Source organism: Megasphaera cerevisiae DSM 20462 (assembly GCF_001045675.1).
In the GTDB taxonomy this organism is placed as follows: Bacteria; Bacillota; Negativicutes; order Veillonellales; family Megasphaeraceae; genus Megasphaera; species Megasphaera cerevisiae.
Genome location: NZ_LEKT01000022.1, coordinates 26684 through 47376 on the forward strand (window position 1 = coordinate 26684; position 20693 = coordinate 47376).

General features: G+C 44.5%; 21 protein-coding genes and 1 other annotated feature. Of the genes, 8 read left to right on the forward strand and 13 right to left on the reverse strand.

Going from position 1 to position 20693, the window contains the following annotated elements:
• The first annotated feature begins 80 nt into the window (after nucleotides 1–80).
• Nucleotides 81–533 carry a desulfoferrodoxin family protein gene (locus AB840_RS07920; protein ID WP_048514298.1) on the forward strand — a complete coding sequence of 151 codons (453 nt, stop codon included), beginning with the start codon at nucleotides 81–83 and terminating at the stop codon, nucleotides 531–533.
• 239 nt (nucleotides 534–772) lie between these two features.
• On the opposite strand, the gene AB840_RS07925 is transcribed toward AB840_RS07920, so the two are convergent.
• Both AB840_RS07925 and cytX read right to left on the reverse strand, forming a co-directional pair.
• Nucleotides 773–979, reverse strand: coding sequence for a hypothetical protein (locus AB840_RS07925; protein WP_048514299.1), 207 nt, complete (start codon nucleotides 977–979; stop codon nucleotides 773–775).
• A 175-nt stretch (nucleotides 980–1154) separates the two neighbouring features.
• Nucleotides 1155–2318 (reverse strand): putative hydroxymethylpyrimidine transporter CytX, encoded by a 1164-nt coding sequence (cytX, locus tag AB840_RS07930; RefSeq protein ID WP_048514300.1) that lies wholly within the window; start codon nucleotides 2316–2318, stop codon nucleotides 1155–1157.
• Between the two features lie 283 nt (nucleotides 2319–2601).
• Between cytX and AB840_RS07935 the strand changes: the two genes are divergently transcribed.
• Genes AB840_RS07935 through AB840_RS07945 form a run of 3 tightly spaced genes read left to right on the forward strand, consistent with a single transcriptional unit; the run spans nucleotide 2602 to nucleotide 5674 of the window.
• Complete coding sequence (locus AB840_RS07935; protein ID WP_048514301.1) at nucleotides 2602–3744, forward strand: efflux RND transporter periplasmic adaptor subunit; 1143 nt, start codon at nucleotides 2602–2604, stop codon at nucleotides 3742–3744.
• A 15-nt stretch (nucleotides 3745–3759) separates the two neighbouring features.
• The gene (locus tag AB840_RS07940) at nucleotides 3760–4467 is read left to right on the forward strand and encodes an ABC transporter ATP-binding protein (RefSeq protein WP_048514302.1); all 708 of its coding nucleotides are present in this window, start codon (nucleotides 3760–3762) and stop codon (nucleotides 4465–4467) included.
• Entirely contained in the window at nucleotides 4457–5674 is a 1218-nt protein-coding gene (locus AB840_RS07945; RefSeq protein ID WP_048514303.1) for an ABC transporter permease, read from the forward strand. The genes AB840_RS07940 and AB840_RS07945 overlap by 11 nt, the downstream gene beginning before the upstream one ends.
• A gap of 115 nt (nucleotides 5675–5789) precedes the next feature.
• Here the strand turns inward: AB840_RS07945 and AB840_RS07950 are convergent, their stop codons facing one another.
• Together AB840_RS07950 and AB840_RS07955 are read right to left on the reverse strand one after the other, a co-directional pair.
• Entirely contained in the window at nucleotides 5790–6311 is a 522-nt protein-coding gene (locus tag AB840_RS07950; protein ID WP_048514304.1) for a flavodoxin, read from the reverse strand.
• Between the two features lie 89 nt (nucleotides 6312–6400).
• Complete coding sequence (locus tag AB840_RS07955; RefSeq protein WP_048514305.1) at nucleotides 6401–6991, reverse strand: flavodoxin family protein; 591 nt, start codon at nucleotides 6989–6991, stop codon at nucleotides 6401–6403.
• A 152-nt stretch (nucleotides 6992–7143) separates the two neighbouring features.
• On the opposite strand from AB840_RS07955, the gene AB840_RS07960 reads away from it, so the two are divergent.
• Both AB840_RS07960 and ychF read left to right on the forward strand, forming a co-directional pair.
• Entirely contained in the window at nucleotides 7144–8385 is a 1242-nt protein-coding gene (locus AB840_RS07960) for an LL-diaminopimelate aminotransferase (RefSeq protein ID WP_048514306.1), read from the forward strand.
• A gap of 14 nt (nucleotides 8386–8399) precedes the next feature.
• The gene (gene ychF / locus AB840_RS07965; protein WP_048514307.1) at nucleotides 8400–9506 is read left to right on the forward strand and encodes a redox-regulated ATPase YchF; all 1107 of its coding nucleotides are present in this window, start codon (nucleotides 8400–8402) and stop codon (nucleotides 9504–9506) included.
• 106 nt (nucleotides 9507–9612) lie between these two features.
• Here the strand turns inward: ychF and AB840_RS07970 are convergent, their stop codons facing one another.
• The 3 genes from AB840_RS07970 to AB840_RS07980 form a co-directional block, all read right to left on the reverse strand.
• Complete coding sequence (locus tag AB840_RS07970) at nucleotides 9613–9849, reverse strand: helix-turn-helix domain-containing protein (protein WP_048514318.1); 237 nt, start codon at nucleotides 9847–9849, stop codon at nucleotides 9613–9615.
• 963 nt (nucleotides 9850–10812) lie between these two features.
• Complete coding sequence (locus AB840_RS07975) at nucleotides 10813–12222, reverse strand: FAD-binding oxidoreductase (RefSeq protein ID WP_048514308.1); 1410 nt, start codon at nucleotides 12220–12222, stop codon at nucleotides 10813–10815.
• A gap of 266 nt (nucleotides 12223–12488) precedes the next feature.
• Complete coding sequence (locus tag AB840_RS07980; protein WP_048514309.1) at nucleotides 12489–14408, reverse strand: ABC-F family ATP-binding cassette domain-containing protein; 1920 nt, start codon at nucleotides 14406–14408, stop codon at nucleotides 12489–12491.
• A gap of 210 nt (nucleotides 14409–14618) precedes the next feature.
• Nucleotides 14619–14895 (forward strand) — a binding site (T-box leader).
• 93 nt (nucleotides 14896–14988) lie between these two features.
• Here AB840_RS07980 and AB840_RS07985 point away from each other — a divergent pair.
• Nucleotides 14989–15987, forward strand: coding sequence for a bile acid:sodium symporter family protein (locus AB840_RS07985; protein WP_234984896.1), 999 nt, complete (start codon nucleotides 14989–14991; stop codon nucleotides 15985–15987).
• Nucleotides 15988–16453: 466 nt separating this feature from the next.
• Here the strand turns inward: AB840_RS07985 and AB840_RS07990 are convergent, their stop codons facing one another.
• Genes AB840_RS07990 through AB840_RS08015 form a run of 6 tightly spaced genes read right to left on the reverse strand, consistent with a single transcriptional unit; the run spans nucleotide 16454 to nucleotide 20365 of the window.
• A complete protein-coding gene (locus AB840_RS07990; RefSeq protein WP_048514311.1) occupies nucleotides 16454–17050 on the reverse strand; it encodes a cytidylate kinase-like family protein in 597 nt (198 codons plus the stop codon).
• Between the two features lie 52 nt (nucleotides 17051–17102).
• Nucleotides 17103–17582 (reverse strand): 2-hydroxyacid dehydrogenase, encoded by a 480-nt coding sequence (locus AB840_RS07995; RefSeq protein ID WP_048514312.1) that lies wholly within the window; start codon nucleotides 17580–17582, stop codon nucleotides 17103–17105.
• Nucleotides 17551–17832 carry a hypothetical protein gene (locus AB840_RS08000; RefSeq protein WP_048514313.1) on the reverse strand — a complete coding sequence of 94 codons (282 nt, stop codon included), beginning with the start codon at nucleotides 17830–17832 and terminating at the stop codon, nucleotides 17551–17553. The genes AB840_RS07995 and AB840_RS08000 overlap by 32 nt, the downstream gene beginning before the upstream one ends.
• Nucleotides 17833–17888: 56 nt before the next feature.
• Entirely contained in the window at nucleotides 17889–19082 is a 1194-nt protein-coding gene (locus tag AB840_RS08005) for an aminotransferase-like domain-containing protein (protein WP_048514314.1), read from the reverse strand.
• A 23-nt stretch (nucleotides 19083–19105) separates the two neighbouring features.
• A complete protein-coding gene (locus AB840_RS08010) occupies nucleotides 19106–19852 on the reverse strand; it encodes an amino acid ABC transporter ATP-binding protein (RefSeq protein ID WP_048514315.1) in 747 nt (248 codons plus the stop codon).
• A gap of 12 nt (nucleotides 19853–19864) precedes the next feature.
• A complete protein-coding gene (locus tag AB840_RS08015; protein WP_078791741.1) occupies nucleotides 19865–20365 on the reverse strand; it encodes an amino acid ABC transporter permease in 501 nt (166 codons plus the stop codon).
• A 101-nt stretch (nucleotides 20366–20466) separates the two neighbouring features.
• Here AB840_RS08015 and AB840_RS08020 point away from each other — a divergent pair.
• The coding region (locus AB840_RS08020; protein ID WP_048514316.1) for a transposase at nucleotides 20467–20693 on the forward strand (227 nt) is incomplete at its 3' end.

Consider the following 20693-nt stretch of genomic DNA (forward strand, 5'->3'; position numbering starts at 1 on the left):
TGTAGCTACAGTAATCAATAATAATTCCTAATCGATAAACATAAAAAATGATTCATCTTTTTTTCAGCAGGAGGTTTCCCATGAAAAACGTAGAGTTTTATCACAATAAAGCAGATTCTGTTGTTGTCGCCGTATTAAGCGGCGGCAATGCGCAAAATAAATTGGCCTATAATGGCGAAGTATTGGATCATCTATATGCCGGTGCGGTAGATGCGGCAGTAGAAAAACATGTTCCTGTACTCCAAAAAATTGATAACATCCTGGAGGTAACGGTTGGATCCGTTTTCCATCCTATGGAAGAAAATCATTATATTGTCTGGATCGCCCTGGTAACAGACAATAACATAGAAATCAAATATTTAAAACCAGGTCAGCCTCCAAAAGCTGTTTTTGAAGCCGGCGATCATGGCGTCGTCTATGCCTACTGCAACCTGCATGGGTTGTGGAAAGAAGAATTTTCTCTCGGTGACGTCGGTGAATTTCAGGAAGTCGTGTGCTCGCCGGAATTTGGCTGCATACTCCAAGATACCTAAGCTAGTTTCTTTCCTCCTCATAGAGCACTTCTCAAAAATTCCCCTCTCGGAAAAAGGAGGGGAATTTTACATATGCTGCGCTAAAAAGTATTTTCTCTATATGCATCTTACCATAAATACAGCTTTTTTCGTTTGTTCATAAAAAAAAAAGCAGCATATCTGCTCTTATACCAAAACAGATATGCCACTTTTATAAGAAAATTTTAATCTATTACAACAATCATGCAATCGTCCCACAATCAATCAACACAATATTGGGAAAGAAGACCACGCAGTTCCAAATTTTTATGCGTTTCCTGCTTTTGCATACCACTTTCCGGTATTTTTTCTCCTAACGAAGCGACAAAATCTTCACCACGGCAGTAAATCCCTTCGCCATTTGCATCACCCTTTAACGGCAAGGGCATCATCGTGTTAATCATATCATCAAATGTAAAATTATTCATATAGAAGCCCCCTTTTGCGAGTTCATTTATAAAATCCTCTCTCGCTTAGTGATTATCATAGCTCAAGTATGATTTAATGTCAATGATTTATTCATATCAATGAGTTAAACGCATTATACCGAAAAAGAAAAGATACTTATGGTTCCAGATGCTTCACACTATTACACCAACACCGTCATGATTTATTTTCCACCAACCGGTGAATTACAGTACTGCAAATCATAATAATGACAATGACGGGAAATGTAATGCCCAGCGGTGTTTCTACTGCAAGAAGTATTCGGTATAATATAAAACCGGCCCCCCATAGCGCAATATTCAGCCAATTGCACCGCTGCTGCGAATGATCTTTTCGAAGAATAAAATAATCCGACAGAAGGATCGCGGTCATCGGAGCGAACACAGAGCCAATCAGATACAGAAAATCTTGAAACCGATCTGCCTCTGTAAACACAGCCAGCAGCACGCCAATAGCAGTAACAATTAACGCCAGTATCTTTTCTGATAGCCTTGGAAACATGCTTTTACCGCTGACTCCGGCTGAAAAGGCATCAAGAAAAGTGGTGGTAACTGTCGAAAGAAGCACGACAAGAATACCGGTAATTCCCATACCTGCTTGGACCATAATGGCCGCAATGTCATCTTGTCCGGTAAGCAGTGCTGCACCCATTCCGATAATGAACATCCATGAACTGGCGATAAAGTAAGTACTGCAGCTAACAGCTGTTGCCAACGCCGGTTTAGCCGCGGTCCGAGTATAATCAGAAATAATCGGCAGCCATGAAAGAGGCATAGCCACAGCCAATTCAACGGCCGCTCCAAAAGTGATCTCGCCCTGAACTTGCGGAGTATCGCCCTGAAACACAATAGCACTGAGAACAATCGTCAAGACAAACAGCGCCGCCATGACAACGATATTGATTTTCCCTAGCTGCTTCAATCCCAGCACTATCCAAAACGCAATAAATATACCAATAATACCGCTCCATAAAGAAGAACCAAGGCCAGCAATGGTATTAGCGGCGGCAGCTGCGCTGGCAATCATGACCGCCGTCCAACCAATAAGCTGGATAACGTTTAGTCCGGCAAATAACTGCGCTCCTTGACGGCCAAAGGAAATTCGCACCGTTTCCATGGCACTGTATCCAGTCCGTCCGCCAATAAGACCAGCAAAATACATGATCGTCCCGCCAATAAGATGACCTATAAGGATAGCAGCAAATCCTTTTACAAATCCAAGTGGCGCCAGCAGCATGCCTGTCAGAATTTCCGCAATGGAAACACCAGCACCGAACCACAATAGCCCATTAGAAAAAGCAGATGTTTTATTTTCATTCATCCCACATTATACCGTCCTTTCATATATAAAACAGATACTAACAACAAGTAAGTATACCATATTATAAAGCTGCGGTCATGAACGTATTTTTAGGAGCAGAAAAATTATTTCTATATTCATGGCGCATTTTATTGTAACAAAAAGATACGTATATGTGTAATTTGTTACAATTTCGACTAAAATCGCATATTAAAGCTTTATATCACCTTTATTATTGCAATGTAAGCATGGTATACTTTTTATAATATATATTATAAAAAATGCATTTGTAGGAGAGAGTACCATGAAATTTGATAAACGATTTAAAATTGCCCTTGCCGTGATCGCGATTGCAGCCTGCGCTTTCGGTTCTTACCAATATTACCAGCTGCAGCAAAGGGAGAAACAGGCAGCTGCTATCGAAACAGCCGACGTCGTCCGCAAGGATCTGAAATCGACAGTATCGGCAACAGGAACCATCAGTCCTGTGGATTCTGTCGAAGTATCTCCCAAAATCACCGCTCGCATCAGCAGCGTACTGGTAAAAGAAAATGATAAAGTAACTGCCGGGCAGACGGTCACATTATTAGACGGCAAAGACTACGAAGCAAAAAAAGATCAGGCCCAGTACAAAGTAACGAATACCAAGCTCAACTATGACCGGGCAGCCTACCTCTATAAGGTCGGTGCCGGCACTAAGCAGGATTTGGATGACGCAAAATTCAATTATGATACGGCGGTCAGCGCATTGTCGGAAGCAGAATCGGACGTAGCCGAAACCGTCATCACCGCCCCCATGGACGGCGTCGTTGTTGGCGAACCAAAAACAGCGGGTACTATGGCCGTACAAGGCAATAGTACGCCTACGGTAATTATGCGAATTGCCAATACGACACAAAAGCAAATCTTGGCGAAAATAGATGAAACAGATATCGGCAAAATAAAAATAGGCCAGGAGGCCTCTTTCACCGTTGATGCCTACATAGGCCAAACCTTTACTGCCCGCGTATCTAAAATCTCTCAGACCGATACAAGCAACACCTGGGATACAACGGATACGACCTCCTCTTCCTCCTCTTCCTCTTCTTCCTCAGCAAGTGTCATTTACTACTATGTCACCTTGGATCTGGATGACCCCAATGACGAGCTGCGCCTAGGTATGACCGCCCGCGTTGATATCAACACGTCAGAAAAGGAAGATGCACTTGTCGTACCGATTGCTGCCTTGAAGACCAATGACAAAGGCTCCTACGTACTGCGCGTAAATGACGCTGGTCAGACGGAACAGGTTCCTGTTACTACCGGGATTTACAGTGATGAATATGTAGAAATTCTCAGCGGTCTTACGGACGGCGATAAAGTATCTATCACCTATGCGACGAGCTCCAAAACCTCGTCTTCCACGAAGAGCTCCAGCAGCCAGCGGCAAGGCCCTCCGCCCATGTAAGGGAGACAATATACCATGACCACAACTATGATTGAACTTACAAACATCAAAAAAAAATATCACATCGGCGGTGAGGATTTTGCCGCACTGTCCGGCATTGATCTGGCTATTCAGGAGGGGGAATTTGCGGCACTTATGGGGCCCTCCGGTTCTGGAAAATCAACATTGATGAATATTCTTGGCTGCCTGGACAGGCCTACAGAAGGCTCTTATAAGCTGGGCGGCAAGGAAGTCGCATATCTGACAGATGATGAACTGGCATTGACACGAAATAAACGTATCGGCTTTGTTTTTCAAAATTTCAACCTGCTATCCCGTATTTCCGCATTGGATAACGTGGCACTTCCTCTGGTCTATGCCGGCGTCGATCACAAGGAACGGATCCGGCGGGCTATGGATAAATTGACTGCCGTAGGCCTTTCTACCTGGGCACACCATAAACCAAACGAGTTGTCCGGCGGGCAGCGGCAGCGTGTAGCCATTGCCCGCGCACTGGTTAACGATCCACACATTATTATGGCTGATGAACCTACTGGCAATCTTGATACAAAATCAACACGAGAAATCATGAATATTTTTGAGCAACTTCATGCAGAGCATAAAACAATCATCCTCGTTACACATGAGCCGGAAATAGCGTCTTGTGCCAGCCGGCAGCTTCTGATGTGTGATGGCCAAATCACGCGGGATGAAGGAAAGGGAGTGGTCATGGATGTTGTTTAGTGAAAGCATACGAATTGCGGTTACTGCCCTTTTATCTAATAAACTTCGCTCTATTCTTACAATGCTCGGCATTATTATCGGTGTCGGCGCCGTTATCGTCATGATTTCTATCGGCATGGGTGTCCGTCAAAATGTAACAAATTCCATTGCAAGCTTGGGCAGCAACATGATTATCGTCACGCCAGGATCCACAAATCAAGGTGGGGTCCGTTCTGCCGCCGGTTCCAGCCAAAAGCTGAAGCTGGACGATGCCGACGCCATCAAGAAAAAGATCAAAAATATAGACTATGTAGCACCTACGGTAAACAGCTCGTATCAGATCGTCAATGGCAATATGAACTGGAATTCCTCAGTATACGGCGTAACGCCGGAATATCTGAATATCCGTGATCTGACGGTGTCCTCTGGTTCGTTTGTGACACAATCCGATTTGAATTCCCGAAACCGTGTTGCCGTGATCGGGACGACTGTCGCAACCAACCTGTTTGATGCCGCCAACCCAGTCGGCAAAAATATTCGCATCAACAATCAGCCCTATAAGGTTATAGGGGTTCTCGAAAGTAAAGGCCAGTCCAGTATGGGAACGGACCAGGACGACATGGTTTTGATTCCTCTGACCACGGCACAGGAACGTCTCTTGGGCATTACATATATTAAGTCTATCAATATTCAAGTTTCGAGCGCCGATAAAATAGATATGGTTCAGCAGCAGATAGAAGAATTACTGCGGCAGCGTCATCATCTTGTTGGTGATAAAGAAGACGATTTCACGGTACGTAATCTGACAAGCCTCATGGAAACAATGACTAGCACGACGACCATGCTAACGCTGTTTTTAGGCAGTATTGCTGCCATTTCTCTGCTGGTTGGCGGTATCGGCATCATGAATATTATGATGGTATCTGTAACAGAACGCACCCGTGAAATTGGTATTCGTAAGGCCCTGGGCGCTACCTTTCGAAATATAATGATGCAGTTTCTTATCGAATCGATTGTGATCGGTGTGATTGGAGGGCTTCTTGGTATTGCCTGCGGCATCAGTATTTCTTTGATTATTTCCAAATTTACGCAATTTAATACCGTATTAACTGCGGCCCCAACCATCATCTCATTTGCTTTTTCTGTAGGAATCGGCTTGTTTTTCGGAATCTATCCGGCTCGCAAAGCTGCACGTCTGGATCCTATTGAAGCTTTGCGATATGAATAAAACAATCAATTGCAATTGCTTTGTATTGTGAATGAGAGTTTGAATAACAAAAAGGCAGTAATTCCTGGACATATCCAGAAATTACTGCCTTTTTGTTATTCAAACCGATACGCAGTCACTCCTTGAGCCAGCGCCGCACATCATCTTCCGCATCCAAAATCGTTGTCCCCAACAGTGTCAGCCCCCGTTCGATCCGTGCCTGCGGGCAAAGGTCATGAATATCTTCCAGACTATGCCCCCAGCCGCTTCCTTCATGCGTACAAAACGGTTTGATAATCTTGCCGCTCAAGTCATACGATTCCAGAAAGGTCCACATCGCCATGGGCATCGTTCCGCACCAGTTCGGATATCCAAGAAAAATGACGGTGTATTCCTCCATGCATTCTACCATCTTTTTCAACTTCGGCCGCTCATGATTAGTTTTCTGCTGCTTGGCAATCTCCACGACCTTTCGGTACTCATTAGGATACACCATTTCCGTTCTGATATGAAACAAATTACCGCCAGTATAGACTCGAATCATATTGGCCACCCGTTCTGTATTGCCAATAGGCAGATCTACAATTTCACCGCTGGCATAATTCCACCCTGCATGAGAAAAATACGCAATTAAACATTGTTCCTCTCTGTAATTCATGCGGCCTCCCCCATCTCTTCACCGATACTAAAATTTTGGTTTCCGAGTTATATTATACGGCAAAATCTGGAAATAGTGAAGAACAAGCCCTAAACCATGCGCAGTGATTCCCCCGCCAGTAATCTGGCAAAGCGCTTGGCATGAGCTGCTTTTTTTTCATCCATAAAAACGGTGTTGTAGCCCAAATGGCGTTCGGAAAATATACCGGCATAGTGCAAACCAGAATGCCTGCAGTAGCGGCGTATTCCCTCTTCAAACAGATCCGTCCCATGTTCCGGACGATACCCACAGGTTGTAAAAACAGCCATTCTCTTTCCTTCCCATAAAGACGGGCCTCTTTGATCTCCATAAAACTTATTCAGGCCATATACCAGCCGGTCAAGCATCGCTTTCATGGGTGCCGTACAATACCACGAATAGATGGGCGTTGCCAGCAATACTATATCACTGTCCATAATATCTGCTGCGACAGCATCCATACCATCATGAATAACACAGGAAAACGAGCTCCAGTCCTGCTGGCAACCCCGACAGGCTCTGCAAGGCGCGATCTGCTGATCATAAAGCCAGGTCAAAGTATACGTACCGCCCAACCGCTGCCATTCATTACAAAACGGTACCAGACATTGCGCCGTATTGCCACGTTTTCTGGGACTTCCCATCATAATTGAAATTTTCATACATATTGCCTCCCTTTCATTCATGTCTCGAATAATGGTAATTTTATTTTATCATATACACGAGTTATAGAGATAGCTTTTCAACATATCTGTATTGTAGTACAATATAAAGTGTTAACATACTACTGATGTTATATAAGGAGGGGCAATTTATGGCTCATGTAAATGAAAATTATTTAAAACTCCCCGGCAATTATTTATTTGCCACAATCGCAAAAAAAGTGGATGAATTTTCAAAGGCAAATCCCGATGCAAATATTATACGTCTTGGAATCGGAGACGTAACCCGTCCCTTGGCTCCGGCAATCATTGATGCCATGCACAAAGCCGTCGACGAAATGGGCAAAACAGAAACCTTCCGTGGCTACGGCCCGGAACAAGGATATGATTTTCTGCGCAACGCCATTATCAAGGGGGATTACGAAACTCGCGGCATTGAGTTGGATACAGATGAAGTCTTTGTCGGCGACGGTGCCAAAACCGATGTCGCCTGCATTCAGGAAATTTTCGGAAGTGATCTGAAATTTGCTGTTGCCGATCCTGTATATCCCGTCTATTTGGATTCCAATGTCATGACAGGTCATACCGGCAGCTGGAATGTAGAAAAAGGTATATACGACGGTGTCGTTTATCTGCCCTGCACTGCGGAAAACGGCTTTAAGGCCCTGCCGCCGACAGAAAAAGTGGATATAGTCTATTTATGCAACCCCAGCAATCCGACCGGTACAGCCATGACCACGGCAGAACTGGAAAGCTGGGTACAGGCGGCGAAAGAAAATAAATTCATTATCATTTATGATTCTGCTTATGAAACATATATCACCGAGCCCAACGTCCCCCATAGTATTTTTGAAATTCCGGGCGCCAAGGAAATTGCTGTCGAACTGCGTTCTTATTCCAAATGCGCGGGTTTTACAGGTACCCGTTGCTCTTACGTTATCGTTCCGAAGGCCTGCACCGGTTACAAGGCAGACGGCACACCGGTAGAGCTCAATCCCATGTGGAACCGCCGGCAGTGCACGTTCTTCAACGGCACGCCATACATTATTCAGCGCGCAGCCGAAGCTTACTATTCTCCAGAAGGACAAAAGCAGTGCCTCGCCGATGTCAACTATTATATGGAAAATGCCCACATCATCCGAAATGGTCTTACCAAAGCCGGTTTTACGGTATACGGCGCAACAAATTCACCGTATGCCTGGGTTCAGACTCCTCACGGCATGAAGAGCTGGGATTTCTTTGATCTGCTGCTGGAAAAAGCGCATGTTGTCACAACTCCTGGAACCGGCTTTGGCCCGCATGGAGAAGGCTACCTACGCCTGACAGCATTTGGTTCCAAAGAAAACACAATAAAAGCAATCCAGCGTATTGCTGATTTGAAATTATTTAAATAAAGGTGGTTTAACCATTGAGTACCAATCTGGAAGTCGGTATTGTCGGTCTGCCGAATGTCGGTAAAAGCACATTGTTTAACGCGATTACCAAGGCCGGCGCAGAAGCAGCAAATTATCCGTTCTGCACCATCGAACCCAATATCGGGGTGGTAGAGGTGCCGGATAAACGTATCCAAATTTTGACGGATATGTATCATCCCAAGCGTACTATTCCTGCCGTTATGCGTTTTGTCGATATTGCCGGTCTCGTTGCCGGTGCCTCTAAAGGGGAAGGATTAGGAAACAAATTTCTTAGCCATATTCGCGAAACTGATGCCATTGCCGAGGTGGTGCGCTGCTTTGACGATTCTAATATTACCCACGTATCCGGATCTATTGATCCGCTCCGTGATATTGACATCATCAATACAGAATTATGTCTGGCTGATCTGGATACAACACAGAAGCGTGCTGACCGCATTGCCAAAATTGCCCAATGCGGAGATAAGGCGGCTAAAGCTGAATATGCCGTCATCAAAAAAATTCTTGCAGCACTTGAAGACGGAGAACCGGCCCGCAAGGCTGGCCTGACAACAGATGAGCTGCCCATGATCAAGGAGCTCAATCTGCTGACATTAAAGCCCATTATCTATATTGCCAATGTCGCCGAAGAGGAGGCCGCCAATGCAGACGGCAATCCTTATGTCGCCAAGCTCAAAGAGTTTGCCAAACAGGAGAAGGCCCAGGTAGTCGCCGTTTCCGCAAAAATCGAATCAGAAATCGCAGAGCTGCCGGAAGATGAAGCCGCTGTATTTTTAGAAGAGCTTGGACTGCCGGAAGCCGGACTGGCAAAATTGATCAAGGCAAGTTACGCTTTGCTGGGCCTGATTAATTTCTTCACAGCCGGAGCTGATGAAGTCCGGGCCTGGACGATTGTCAACGGCACGAAAGCACAGAAAGCCGCCGGCAAAATCCACACGGACATTGAACGCGGTTTTATCCGTGCCGAAATCGTATCGTATGATGACCTGATTAACTGTGGCAATGAACAAACCGCCAAGGAAAAAGGACTTGTACGTTTGGAGGGCAAGGACTATATCATGCAGGATGGAGATGTAACTTATTTCCGTTTTAATGTATGATGGAATAGCATGCAAAAGAAGGACGGACTCTCTTGCCATAATCAAGAGAGTCCGTCCTTTTTTTGCATGCCTCCTGTACGTCACAGTACCGCCAAGAAACCGGTGCCTATGCTCTTCTATACCGCCCGGAACGAGGTTCGCGTTCATCCGTCAGTCCCACCATATAATCCATAGAGGTATGGTACATTTTACTTAATAAAATTAATTTTTCGACAGATATTTTCCGTTTTCCTAATTCATACATGCTATACCCTACCTGAGAACAGGACAGCACCTTGGCCACGTCGGCCTGTGATAATCTTGCTTCTAATCGCAAATATTTTAATCGGCTATAAAATTTCATATACATCACCCATTTCATTTTAATTTTATATTACTTTAATTACTGCTATCTCCCACAGCAGCGGATACTCTTTTGATGAAAAATAATTATAAAATACGTATCCTGAATTTTTTATACTGCCATTTATCCAGTAAAACAATATTTTCAGACCGCTCTATGCATCCCGGTCTGACAGTTCACATAGCAGCTGCATTGTCCTAGTACCTTTTTCAAAGACTCGTTTTACTTGTTCAATAGCTTGTCTGGCATCCCTGGACCGACTCTCTTACAGACAGCTGCCGCTTCCATATTATCCTGATTTTCCACATAAGCAGCAATCTTATCAACCTGAACCCCTCTCCATCCGATTGAATATCAATTTGCAATAATATTGCATACGACTTCCCCGAATAAGTGTCTCCATACTTACCTGCGACTAATCATATGCAAATGAATGCAGCAGTCAATACGCTTTTGAAAATACTTTCGTTTTAGCTGACAGCCGGATACTCATTGCCAAAACACAATATTTTTGCTAAACGTATATAGTTTTAACAATCTGACTATGTCTATCTTTTCACAATCAGGAATACAAATACCAATCAAGATAAATAAAACAAACTGTCTGCCACGGCTATATCAGAAATACAGGGGGAGCATAAAAAAAATAATAGTTAACAACTTTTCCACAAATATCAGAAGTATTTTTTCACATACCTCCTAACCGATTTCAAATTAAGTTCTGCATCACAAATGACAGCTTGACTCATATTCTCCTTCACCTCCTCTATGCGGGGGGTAATGATATACTTACCTGCTTTATCCTCTTTTACTATACATAATTCCAAGAGATTGATCCAAGCATTTTTCGTGAAATGTACGTTTTTTTTCACAACAGGGCGATTTGAAATAAAAAAAAGGCTATATCGAAACTATAACAAACAGTTTCAATACAGCCTTATATATTTTTTTTACGGTACCTACTTAATCGACATCGACAAGTTTTCCCGGGTTCATAATTCCATTGGGATCCAGTGCTTTTTTGATCGCTTTGATCATATTCACCTCACCAGCTGGTGTACAAAGGGAAAATTCTTCCTTCTTTTTATACCCAATGCCATGTTCCCCGGACATTTTCCCGCCCAGCGCATATACACGCGGGAACAGGTCACGATGAAAAGTCTTAATTTTTTCAAACCATGCTTCCGGAGACAGCTTTTTGACATTCAACGGCAGAACATGAATATTTCCGTCACCAATGTGAGCCACTGTGACACAATAGAGATCATATTTTTCGCGCAGTTCCGGAATTTGTTTCGTAATATCGGCAATCTTATCCAGCGGTACGACAAAATCCTCCGTCTGAAACATCATATCAATGTTACGCGCGGCTTCGGCAAATTGCTTACGGAGCTTCCAGATACGCGCATCCGCTTCCAGCACGTCAATAGCACCATTGGCTTCAGCCAGATCGCATAATTTTTCCATTTTGCGGTCTGAATCTCCTTCATCAAACGTTTCCACCGTGACAATCACGTAATCGCAGCCATCATCAACATGCGGCATAGGCATATCCAAAAATTTGCAGGTCATGACCAAAGCCTCGTTATCCATAAATTCAATGCTGGTTGGATCAATTCCGGCCTTCAAAATTTTATTGGGGAGCGCAAAAGCTTCTTCATCGCTTTTAAATACGCATACCATGTTAAAGCTGTATGGCGGCAGCGGGCGAAGCTTGACCGTAACTTCTGTAATGATGCCTAATATGCCTTCAGAACCGGCAATCAGCTGTTCCAAACATAACCCAGTCGAGCATTTTTGAAGGCGTGCCCCCACATCAACAATATCTCCAGTCGGTGTAACAACCTTAAGACTATAAATCTGATGCCGCGTCGTCCCGTATTTGACGGCCTTATTCCCGCCGGCATTGTTGGCAACATTGCCGCCGATTTGACAGCTTTCGGCGCTGGACGGATCACCGGCATACAACAAATTATGCTTCCGCGCTTCGGCCTGCAGATCACCGGTCATAACGCCAGTCTGACACGTAGCATACATGTTTTCAGCATCAAAGGTCAGAATCTTGTTCATACGTTCCAATTCAATAACGATGCCACGATACACGGGAATTGCCCCACAAGCTACACCGGACCCGGCAGAACGCGGCGTCAGCGGCACAAGATGCGCATTGGCTAATTTGACCACTGCGGCTACTTCTTCTGTCGATCCCGGAAATACAACAACTTCCGGCTTATGGAAATAATAAGAGTTGCCTTCTTCATCAGTCTGATATGCTACTAAATGGTCGTCATCCGTTTTTACGTATTTTTCACCTAACACATTTTTCAGTTCAGCCAGTAATTCAGGAGTTACCGGATTAAATTTTTTTGTCATTATGCAGCGCTTCCTTCCACTCAAATAGTACCTTTTCCATCCTTGGGCCGCTCGCGAGTGTAGGAAAACCACCGGCTCCAAAGGTGATTGAGCACAGTATAGCACTAAAATCGGCCTTGTAAAGGCCCTATTTTACCTGCCTGCTGGTGCTGTCTCACTCAGGTACGGTGGTCTTTTCATGATAAATGCTGATAGTTTTACGTTTTACGATTGATATGCATTTCACGCATATACTTTTTAGGCATGTTTCTTATTCTAATTTAAAATTACTCCGAAAGAATTTCCCATTTTTCGTAGGCAGCATCAAGCTTTAACCGGGTTTCTTCATACAAATTCGTAAGCTCCATCATCTTAGCCGAATCAATCTGATTTGCCGGTTCATTCATCTGTACTTCGTACATTTTGATGGTAGCCTCCAATTCAGCAATTTTCATTTCTATCTGCGCTATCTTTTGCGCCGCGCCATAAGTTTTTTTCTGAAACGGCAGCCGGGATTCCACAGCGGGAACTGCTCGTGCCGGAGATTTTACTGCCGCAGGTGATGCCTTTACCTTATCTTTTTCCTGCTCAGCCAGCTCCTGTGCCGCTAATTCCGCCGCTTCCCGTTCTTTTTCACGGTAATACGTATAGTTTCCCAAAAAATCCTTGATTTTCTTTTGTTCCAACACCAGTGTCCGCGTCGTAATTTTATCCAAAAAGTACCGGTCATGCGATACGATGAGATAGGTACCGCCAAAATCCAGCAGAGCCTGTTCTAATATTTCTCGTGTCGGGATGTCCAGGTGATTAGTCGGTTCATCCAGAATAAGAAAGTTCGGCCCCTGCAAAAACAGCTTCAGCAGTGCCAAACGTGCCTGTTCGCCCCCGCTGAGACTGTCAATACTTTTAAATACATCGTCGCCGCGAAATAGAAAGTGCCCCAGTACAGACCGCGCTTCGTCCTCTCCATAGCTGAATGCATTCATGATTTCCTCCAGCACGTTCCAAGCTCCATGCAGTTCTGTATGCTCCTGCGCAAAGTATCCGATGTGGACACGGCTGCCTAAGGTAATATGACCACGGACCGGCTCTTTTTCGCCCATAATCATGCGGATAAGAGTAGTCTTTCCCGTTCCGTTCGGACCAATCAGCGCAGCCGATTCGCCGCGGCGCAGCAGCAGTGACAGATGATCAAACAGTCTCCTTTCACCAAAACCTCCGCAGATAGCATCCAGCACCAATACCTTTTGTCCGCACTCCTCTGCCGGCGCAAAATGAAACTGCAGCGTTGATGCCTCCGGTGCTAGTTCAATGCGTTCCAACCGATCCAGTTGAGATTGCCGTCCCCGTGCCTGCTTGGATTTAATACCGGCCTTATATTTCCGGATATATTCTTCTGTTTCCTGAATATGTTCCTGCTGTTTTTTATACGCGCTTTCCAAAGCCTTGCGCTGCTGCTCCCGCTGCGCCACATATTTCGAATAATTTCCTTTATATTTTGTAACCGTTCCGTGATCCAGTTCTAAAATAGCCGTAGCCACATGATCCAGAAAATACCGGTCATGCGATACAATAAGGATGCCGCCGCCATAGGACAATAAATAGCCTTCAAGCCACTCGAGCATTTCCATATCCAAATGATTAGTCGGTTCATCCAAAAATAAATAATCGGGGCGGCGTACCAGCGCTTTGGCCAAATTGATGCGTGTTTTTTGCCCGCCGGAAAAATTCTGTACCGGCCGGTCCAGATCTTCCTCCATGAAACCCAGTCCATGCACGATTTTACGCGACAAGGCTTCATACTCATATCCGCCCAGCCATTCAAACCGTTCCTGCAAGCGTGCATACCGGTTCATAAGCATTTCATCATCAGGCCGTTCCTGCATTTCCTTTTCTGCCAGCTTTAATTGTTCCTCCAGATGACGAACGTCATCCCATGCAGCGGTAATGGTCTGCTTCAGTGTGACTTCGTCATCAAAGGTGATATCCTGCTGAAGATAACCAACAGATTCCCCTTCTGAAACGATGAACGCGCCGCTGTCATATTCCTCTTCTCCCATCAGACACTTGAGAAGCGTCGATTTTCCCGCACCGTTTGCTCCAATAAGCCCGATACGTTCTCCCCGCCGTATTTCAAATGTGACATTTTTAAAAATAGAATGAATGCCAAATGATTTTGCAAGTTTTTGTACTTTTATACTTCCCATTCAAAATTCCTTTCATGCACCTATCCCTATACCCATAAAGGCTCTCGCCTGATATAAAATTATATCATACTCGGAACCTTCATGGGTAGCCGCATTTCTGTTCTTTCGGTTCCAATAGTTAAACCTTTAACTTAATATTTCTTGACTTTTTTTGATTTTTTCTCTTGACAATACGGCGTTAGTTATGTACAATTGGCATCAACAAATAACAAAACAGTGTTGATTGGGAAAAGTAATACTGTCTGCTGACATTACAGAGAACCTGTTATTCGGTGCGAAACAGGATGAAAGCACATTATGAAAATCACCCAGGAGCTGCCAGCCGAACACCTTTGTGGTAAGTAAGCATGGCCGAGTGACAATCGTTATATTGTCGGGCATTGAACGCAGGAAAAATCCTCCGGTGATGTCTGTAAAAGAGGTCGTGTATAACGGTGTATGCGACAATAAGAGTGGTACCGCAGAGTGATTACACTTTGTCTCTTTCATAGAGACAAAGTGTTTTTTTATTGGCCCGGGCAATCATACCGTTTGTTATTTTGCTGAATAACTTAATTTTTGATGTATGATGGAGGTATGTATGATGATGAATGTTATAACAAGATTCAGTAATTTTGTTGGTAAAAATCTGACTTACCTGGTGCTGATCACAATTATCGGCGGCTATGCCGCTCCTGCGGCTTTTACCTGGTCTATTCATAATACGGTGCTTTTGCTCGGTGTGGTTATGTTCGGCATGGGCATGACGCTGCATGCTTCTGATTTTCGTCTTGTCGTGCAGCGCCCTCGTGAAGTTCTTGTCGGCTGTGTTGCTCATTACACGATTATGCCCCTTGTCGCCTATGGACTGGTCATGGCTTTCGGTCTGACTCCGGAACTGGCGGTCGGAATGATCCTCCTCGGCTCCTGCCCCAGCGGCACGGCTTCCAACGTCATGAGCTTTCTGGCAAAGGGTGACGTTCCCCTGGCTGTTTCCATCACAACAGTATCCACCCTGCTGGCTCCGCTCATGATGCCGTTTCTTGTGTGGGCTTTAGCTGGCCAGTGGGTCACGGTTTCCTTCCTCGCCATGGCCATGACCGTCATGAAAGTAATTCTTCTGCCTCTGGTATTAGGCCTTTTAGTTCATCGTCTCGTCGGCGAAACCTATTTAGCGCAAATGCAAAAATGCCTGGTTCTTCTTTCTGCCTTCGCCGTACTTTCTATCCTTGGCGGCGTCGTGGCTGTCAATGGTGCTAAAATTGTTTCTCTCGGCCTCTTCATGGTGGTTCTTGTCTTACTCCACAATCTCTTTGGATTTGCTCTGGGATATTTTACAACAGGCAAGCTCGGTTTTGGAAAACTGCAGCAGCACTCTGTTACGCTGGAAGTAGGTATGCAGAACGACGCGCTGGCCATCTCTATTGCAGCTGTTTACTTTGCACCTGCAGTAGCTATTCCGGCAGCTGTAGGTGCCGCTGTCCATCAAGTGACCGGGTCCTTGCTCGCCGGCATATTTGCCCGCCATATGGATGCCCAAGAAGCCCGTCAGCAGGCGCATATTGCAAAAGAAACGTCAGCACCGGCAGCAGGTCATTAAACCATTTTATATGTATATAATAAAGGGCTGCATTCTCCCCAGTTTCGCAGTACCTGATATATAATACGAAAGAATCGCAGACCTTATATGCTGCGGTTCTTTCTGTTTGCAAAATACGCATACAAAATTCACTTTGCCCCATTGCAGAATAGTTCACTTACATGGTATACTTTAGATGTATAAATACTGATTATTTATTAAGTTTCATATTTAAAAAAGGAGGAGTAGTAATGATGACAAAGGGCTTTTGGTATTTTTCTATACCCACAGCAATTAAAACTGCGTTGCTTTTGTCTCCTATTTATTTATAACCGTGCAGCCGCAGCAGCGGCCATAGACACGCTTCAGGACGTATAAACTACAGTGGAGGCCCAGTCCCTCGCATGGAAATACACAACCCCCGCCCGACTCTAAATCGGGCGGGGTATTTTTATCGTCTCAGGCTTACAGACCCTATAACGGAATATCAGCCAAATTTAGCAATGATCATATTACTCAGAAACTTAGCTGTTTCTTCTACTCCCAGCATACTGCTGTCGATGAGAATATCCGTGTGCCGAAAATCTCCCTGTTTATAATGCGCATATTGCAGCTGATATTCATCACGCGCCGCATCAACCTCTTTGATCATTCTGTCGGCCTCTGCCCCATCCATATGCAATAATTCCGTACAATTTTTCAGTCGCTTTTCATAAGGCGCATAAATAAAAATCCGCACGAGGTGTTCCGCATGCCGCAGAATATAATCAGAACATCTGCCGACGAGAATACAGGATCTGGCATCAGCCAAATTTAACAGGATTTGCCGTTGTGCTTGAAACAGTGTATCCCGTTCATTCCCGGATCCGATTCCCAACGGAAAGCACATCTGCAAAAATTGATTTTTAGATGCCGATTCTTCTATATCGCTAGCTCGTTTCAAGGGTAACCCGGTTTGGGACGCCGCTATTTCAATAATATCCCGATCATAAAATTCAACGTTCAATTGTTCGGCCATACGCTGAGCAATCGGTCTACCCAGACTTCCAAATTGCCTGTTGATCGTAACATGGAATTTTCTCATATCATGTCTCCCCCATCCTGAGGCTCCGTCGTATACTGCCAAGAATACGGCTTTATGAATGCCATACTTCCGGATTGACGCAGTCAATCAGCGGTTTTCCGGAAAAGCAATTGAAAATATTCTGTATCGCTATGGCCGACTTGCGCTGCCTTGTTTTTTCTGTATCACTGCCGATATGCGGAGTAATAATCACATTAGAAAGCTGCAGCAGCGGATGATCTGCCGGCAGAGGTTCCTGTTCCGCCACATCCAGCGCCGCCCCTCCGATTTCTCCCGTCTGCAGCGCTGTAATCAGGTCTGCCGTCACTACTGTATCGCCTCTGCCGATATTGATAAACAGCACAGTATGCTTCATCTGACGAAATGACGCTAATGCAATACTGTGATACGTATCCGCATTAGAAGGCAAAACATTGATAATAACATCCGCTTGACGGTACAATTCCGGCAAAGCGGCATACTGCAGCATATTACTTTCCAATTCACAGCGGCGATGCCGGTTATGGTATAAAACTTTCCGCGATATCAACATCCTCATAGCCTACAAAGTGTTGTACAATCAGGTGCAGCTGTTTTCCTTGGGCAATCACTGCTGCCGGCAGCTTCGAATGATAAGCCAACATCAACGCATCGGCACTGCCGATCTGTTTTTCCAGCTCCGTCAGAGGCATAACTCCGTCTCCCCGCCATTGCCGCACATTGAAATAGGGTGCCAGAGCCGGCACGATCTCCTTTTGAACTGACCCAGTAATTAATACAACCTTCTTCTCAGCAGTTTCCATTTTTCATACACTCCTCATACCAAGTTCCGGCCTCTGCCACAGTTACTTATGCTGTCTTATTCCCTGCAAAACAACCTAGCTGCTTTAGCAAACCGTGTGGTTCCTTCTATAAGCTGCTCTATTGGGGCATAGGTATAATTCAAGCGAAAAGCATGCCCCGTTTTTTTGCCATCGACGGCAAAGGCTTCGCTTTTAACAGCACCGACTCCCTGTCTGAACAATTCTTCATAAAAGGTGTCTATATCCACATATTCCGGCAAAGTAACCCACATGAACATGCCCCCCTCCGGTCTGGTAAACTGAACGGCAGAAGGCCCGTTCTGTTCCAATGCCCGAATCATGGCATCCGCTCTTTTCTTATATAATTCACAAATGCGGCAGATATGCTTTTCGTAATCTATAGCCTGCAGCGTATACTGCACAATTAATTGATTAAAAAGCGGACTCTGACCATCCATGACATTTTTTATGACCTCCATGGGTTTGATATATTTTTCATCACCATACAGATACCCTACACGCAGTCCCGGTGACAATGTTTTAGAATAAGATCCGGCAAATAATACAATTCCTTCTATGTCAATCGCTTTAAAGTTAGGAACAGCAGTACCGCTGAAGCGTATGTCTCCATAAGGATCGTCTTCATAAATAAGCAAATCATATTCACCTGCAATACGATAGATTTCTTTTCTCCGCTGCAGCGGCATCGTCAGGCCTGTCGGATTCTGAAAATTAGGATTCAGATAAATATATTTTCCTCTGCCTGATTTTGCTTGCTTTTCCAATTCCTCTGGAATCATGCCGTCTTTATCAACAGGAATGCCGACAGGCTTCCCTCCTACGGCACGCACAGCATATATGGCGCAGGGATAGGAAAATTGTTCAAAATAGACTTCATCACCTTCACAGCACAGCGTTCTGGCCGCGACACCCAGTCCATGACCGGAACCATTCAGCATGATAAAGGCCTGCCGGTCTTTAGGCAGTTTCTTTTTTTCTGACAGACGCTGTTTTGTCAGTTCCATTAACCCAACGCTTCCGCCTGTTGGGCCATATTCAAAAACTCGCAGCAAATTTTCACTGGTGACTTTTTTAATCGCATTCTTCAGTGCTGCCTGCGGAATAGCCTCCGCTGATGGATTGCCAATGGCCAGCGATATAAATCCCGGTATCTTTGCGCCCCGTTCCTGAACTTCTCTGATCAAGCTGGGACGGCTGCTGCTTGTTTTTTCCGGTAACATAAAACTCATTCTATCCACACTCCTGACTCGAATCACTCTTGCCCGGCCCGACGTACCCGAGCTAAAAACTGTTTGGTTCGCTCATGCTGAGGATGAGTAAACACATCCTCCGGATTCCCTTTTTCCACAACATAGCCCTCGGCCATAAAGACCACTTCATCAGCGACTTCTCTTGCAAATTGCATTTCATGCGTGACAACGGCCATCGTCATACCTGCTTCCGCCACGCTTTTCATCACTTCCAGCACATCATCCACTAATTCCGGGTCCAATGCAGCCGTCGGTTCATCAAACAAAATCACCTTTGGCTCCATTGCCATCGCTCTGGCGATGCCCACGCGCTGCAGCTGTCCTCCTGACAGCTGCGACGGATAAAAGTCCATGCGGTCTCCTAAGCCCACCTTATTCAAATATTTTTCCGCAATTTCCCGGGCTTCATTTTTTTTGACTTTTTTAACAATAATCAGGCCTTCCATTACATTTTCCAATGCTGATTTATTTTTGAATAAATTATAATTTTGAAAGACCATTGTACAATTTTCTCGCAATTGTTTCAATTGTTTTTTACTATATTTTTTTTGGTCAATAATGATGTCATCCAGCTGAACAATCCCGCTTGTCGGCGGCTCTAAATAATTTCCACAACGCAGCAGCGTTGTTTTACCGCTTCCCGACGGACCTAATATGACAACCACTTTACCGGTCGGAACCTCCAATGATACCGATTTTAATACTTCATTATCACCAAATACTTTACGGATATTTTCAAATTTCAGCATACAGTGCCCTCCTTATGAATATTTTTTGTTTAACTGGGTTTCAAGATATTTCTGTATAATTGTAAAAATAACATTTAGTCCCCAATAAATGACAAGTACCGCCAAATAGGTTTCCATAAACCGCAGATCTTTAGAACTCATCATTTTTGCCTTCAGCATCATTTCTGTAATTCCTACCATAGAAGCCAGCGATGTGCCTTTAAATACTTCCAAAAAATTATTAGACAAAGGGGGAATCATATAGTGCACAGCCTGCGGCAAAATAATTCGGCGCATTGCCTGAAACTGACTCATCCCAATAGACAGACAGCCTTCCATTTGTCCTTTGTCAACAGATTGAATAGCCCCTCGAATCGTTTCCGCCATGTATGCTGAATAGGCTAAACTCAAACAAAGAATAGCATGCCAAATGGGCGGCATATTTTTTGTTAAAAATAAATTTGGGAACAACCCATACACAAAGAAAAACAATTGCACCAATAGCGGCGTTCCCCGGAAAAAGGAAGATAGTATAAAATTTTATGTGTAAACTCTAAGAGGCCCATAGGAAAAGGAACCTCATTCCTGTATAGTGTTAAGTGCTAACAAAGATACTAAAGAAATGAGGTTCCCTAATGTCAAATCTTAACACAAAACTCATGCAAGCGCTAGTAGAAAAACAATCTGTTGAAGATGTCTTTCGTCAAGAACTTGAAGATGCCATCAACCAGTTGCTTAAGGTTGAACTTTCTAGTTTTCTAGGATATGAGAAACATAGTTCCAACGGCTGGTCTTCTGGTAATAGCCGCAACGGTTTTTATTCTCGCGAACTTCGCACGGAATATGGTACTTTACAGCTCCA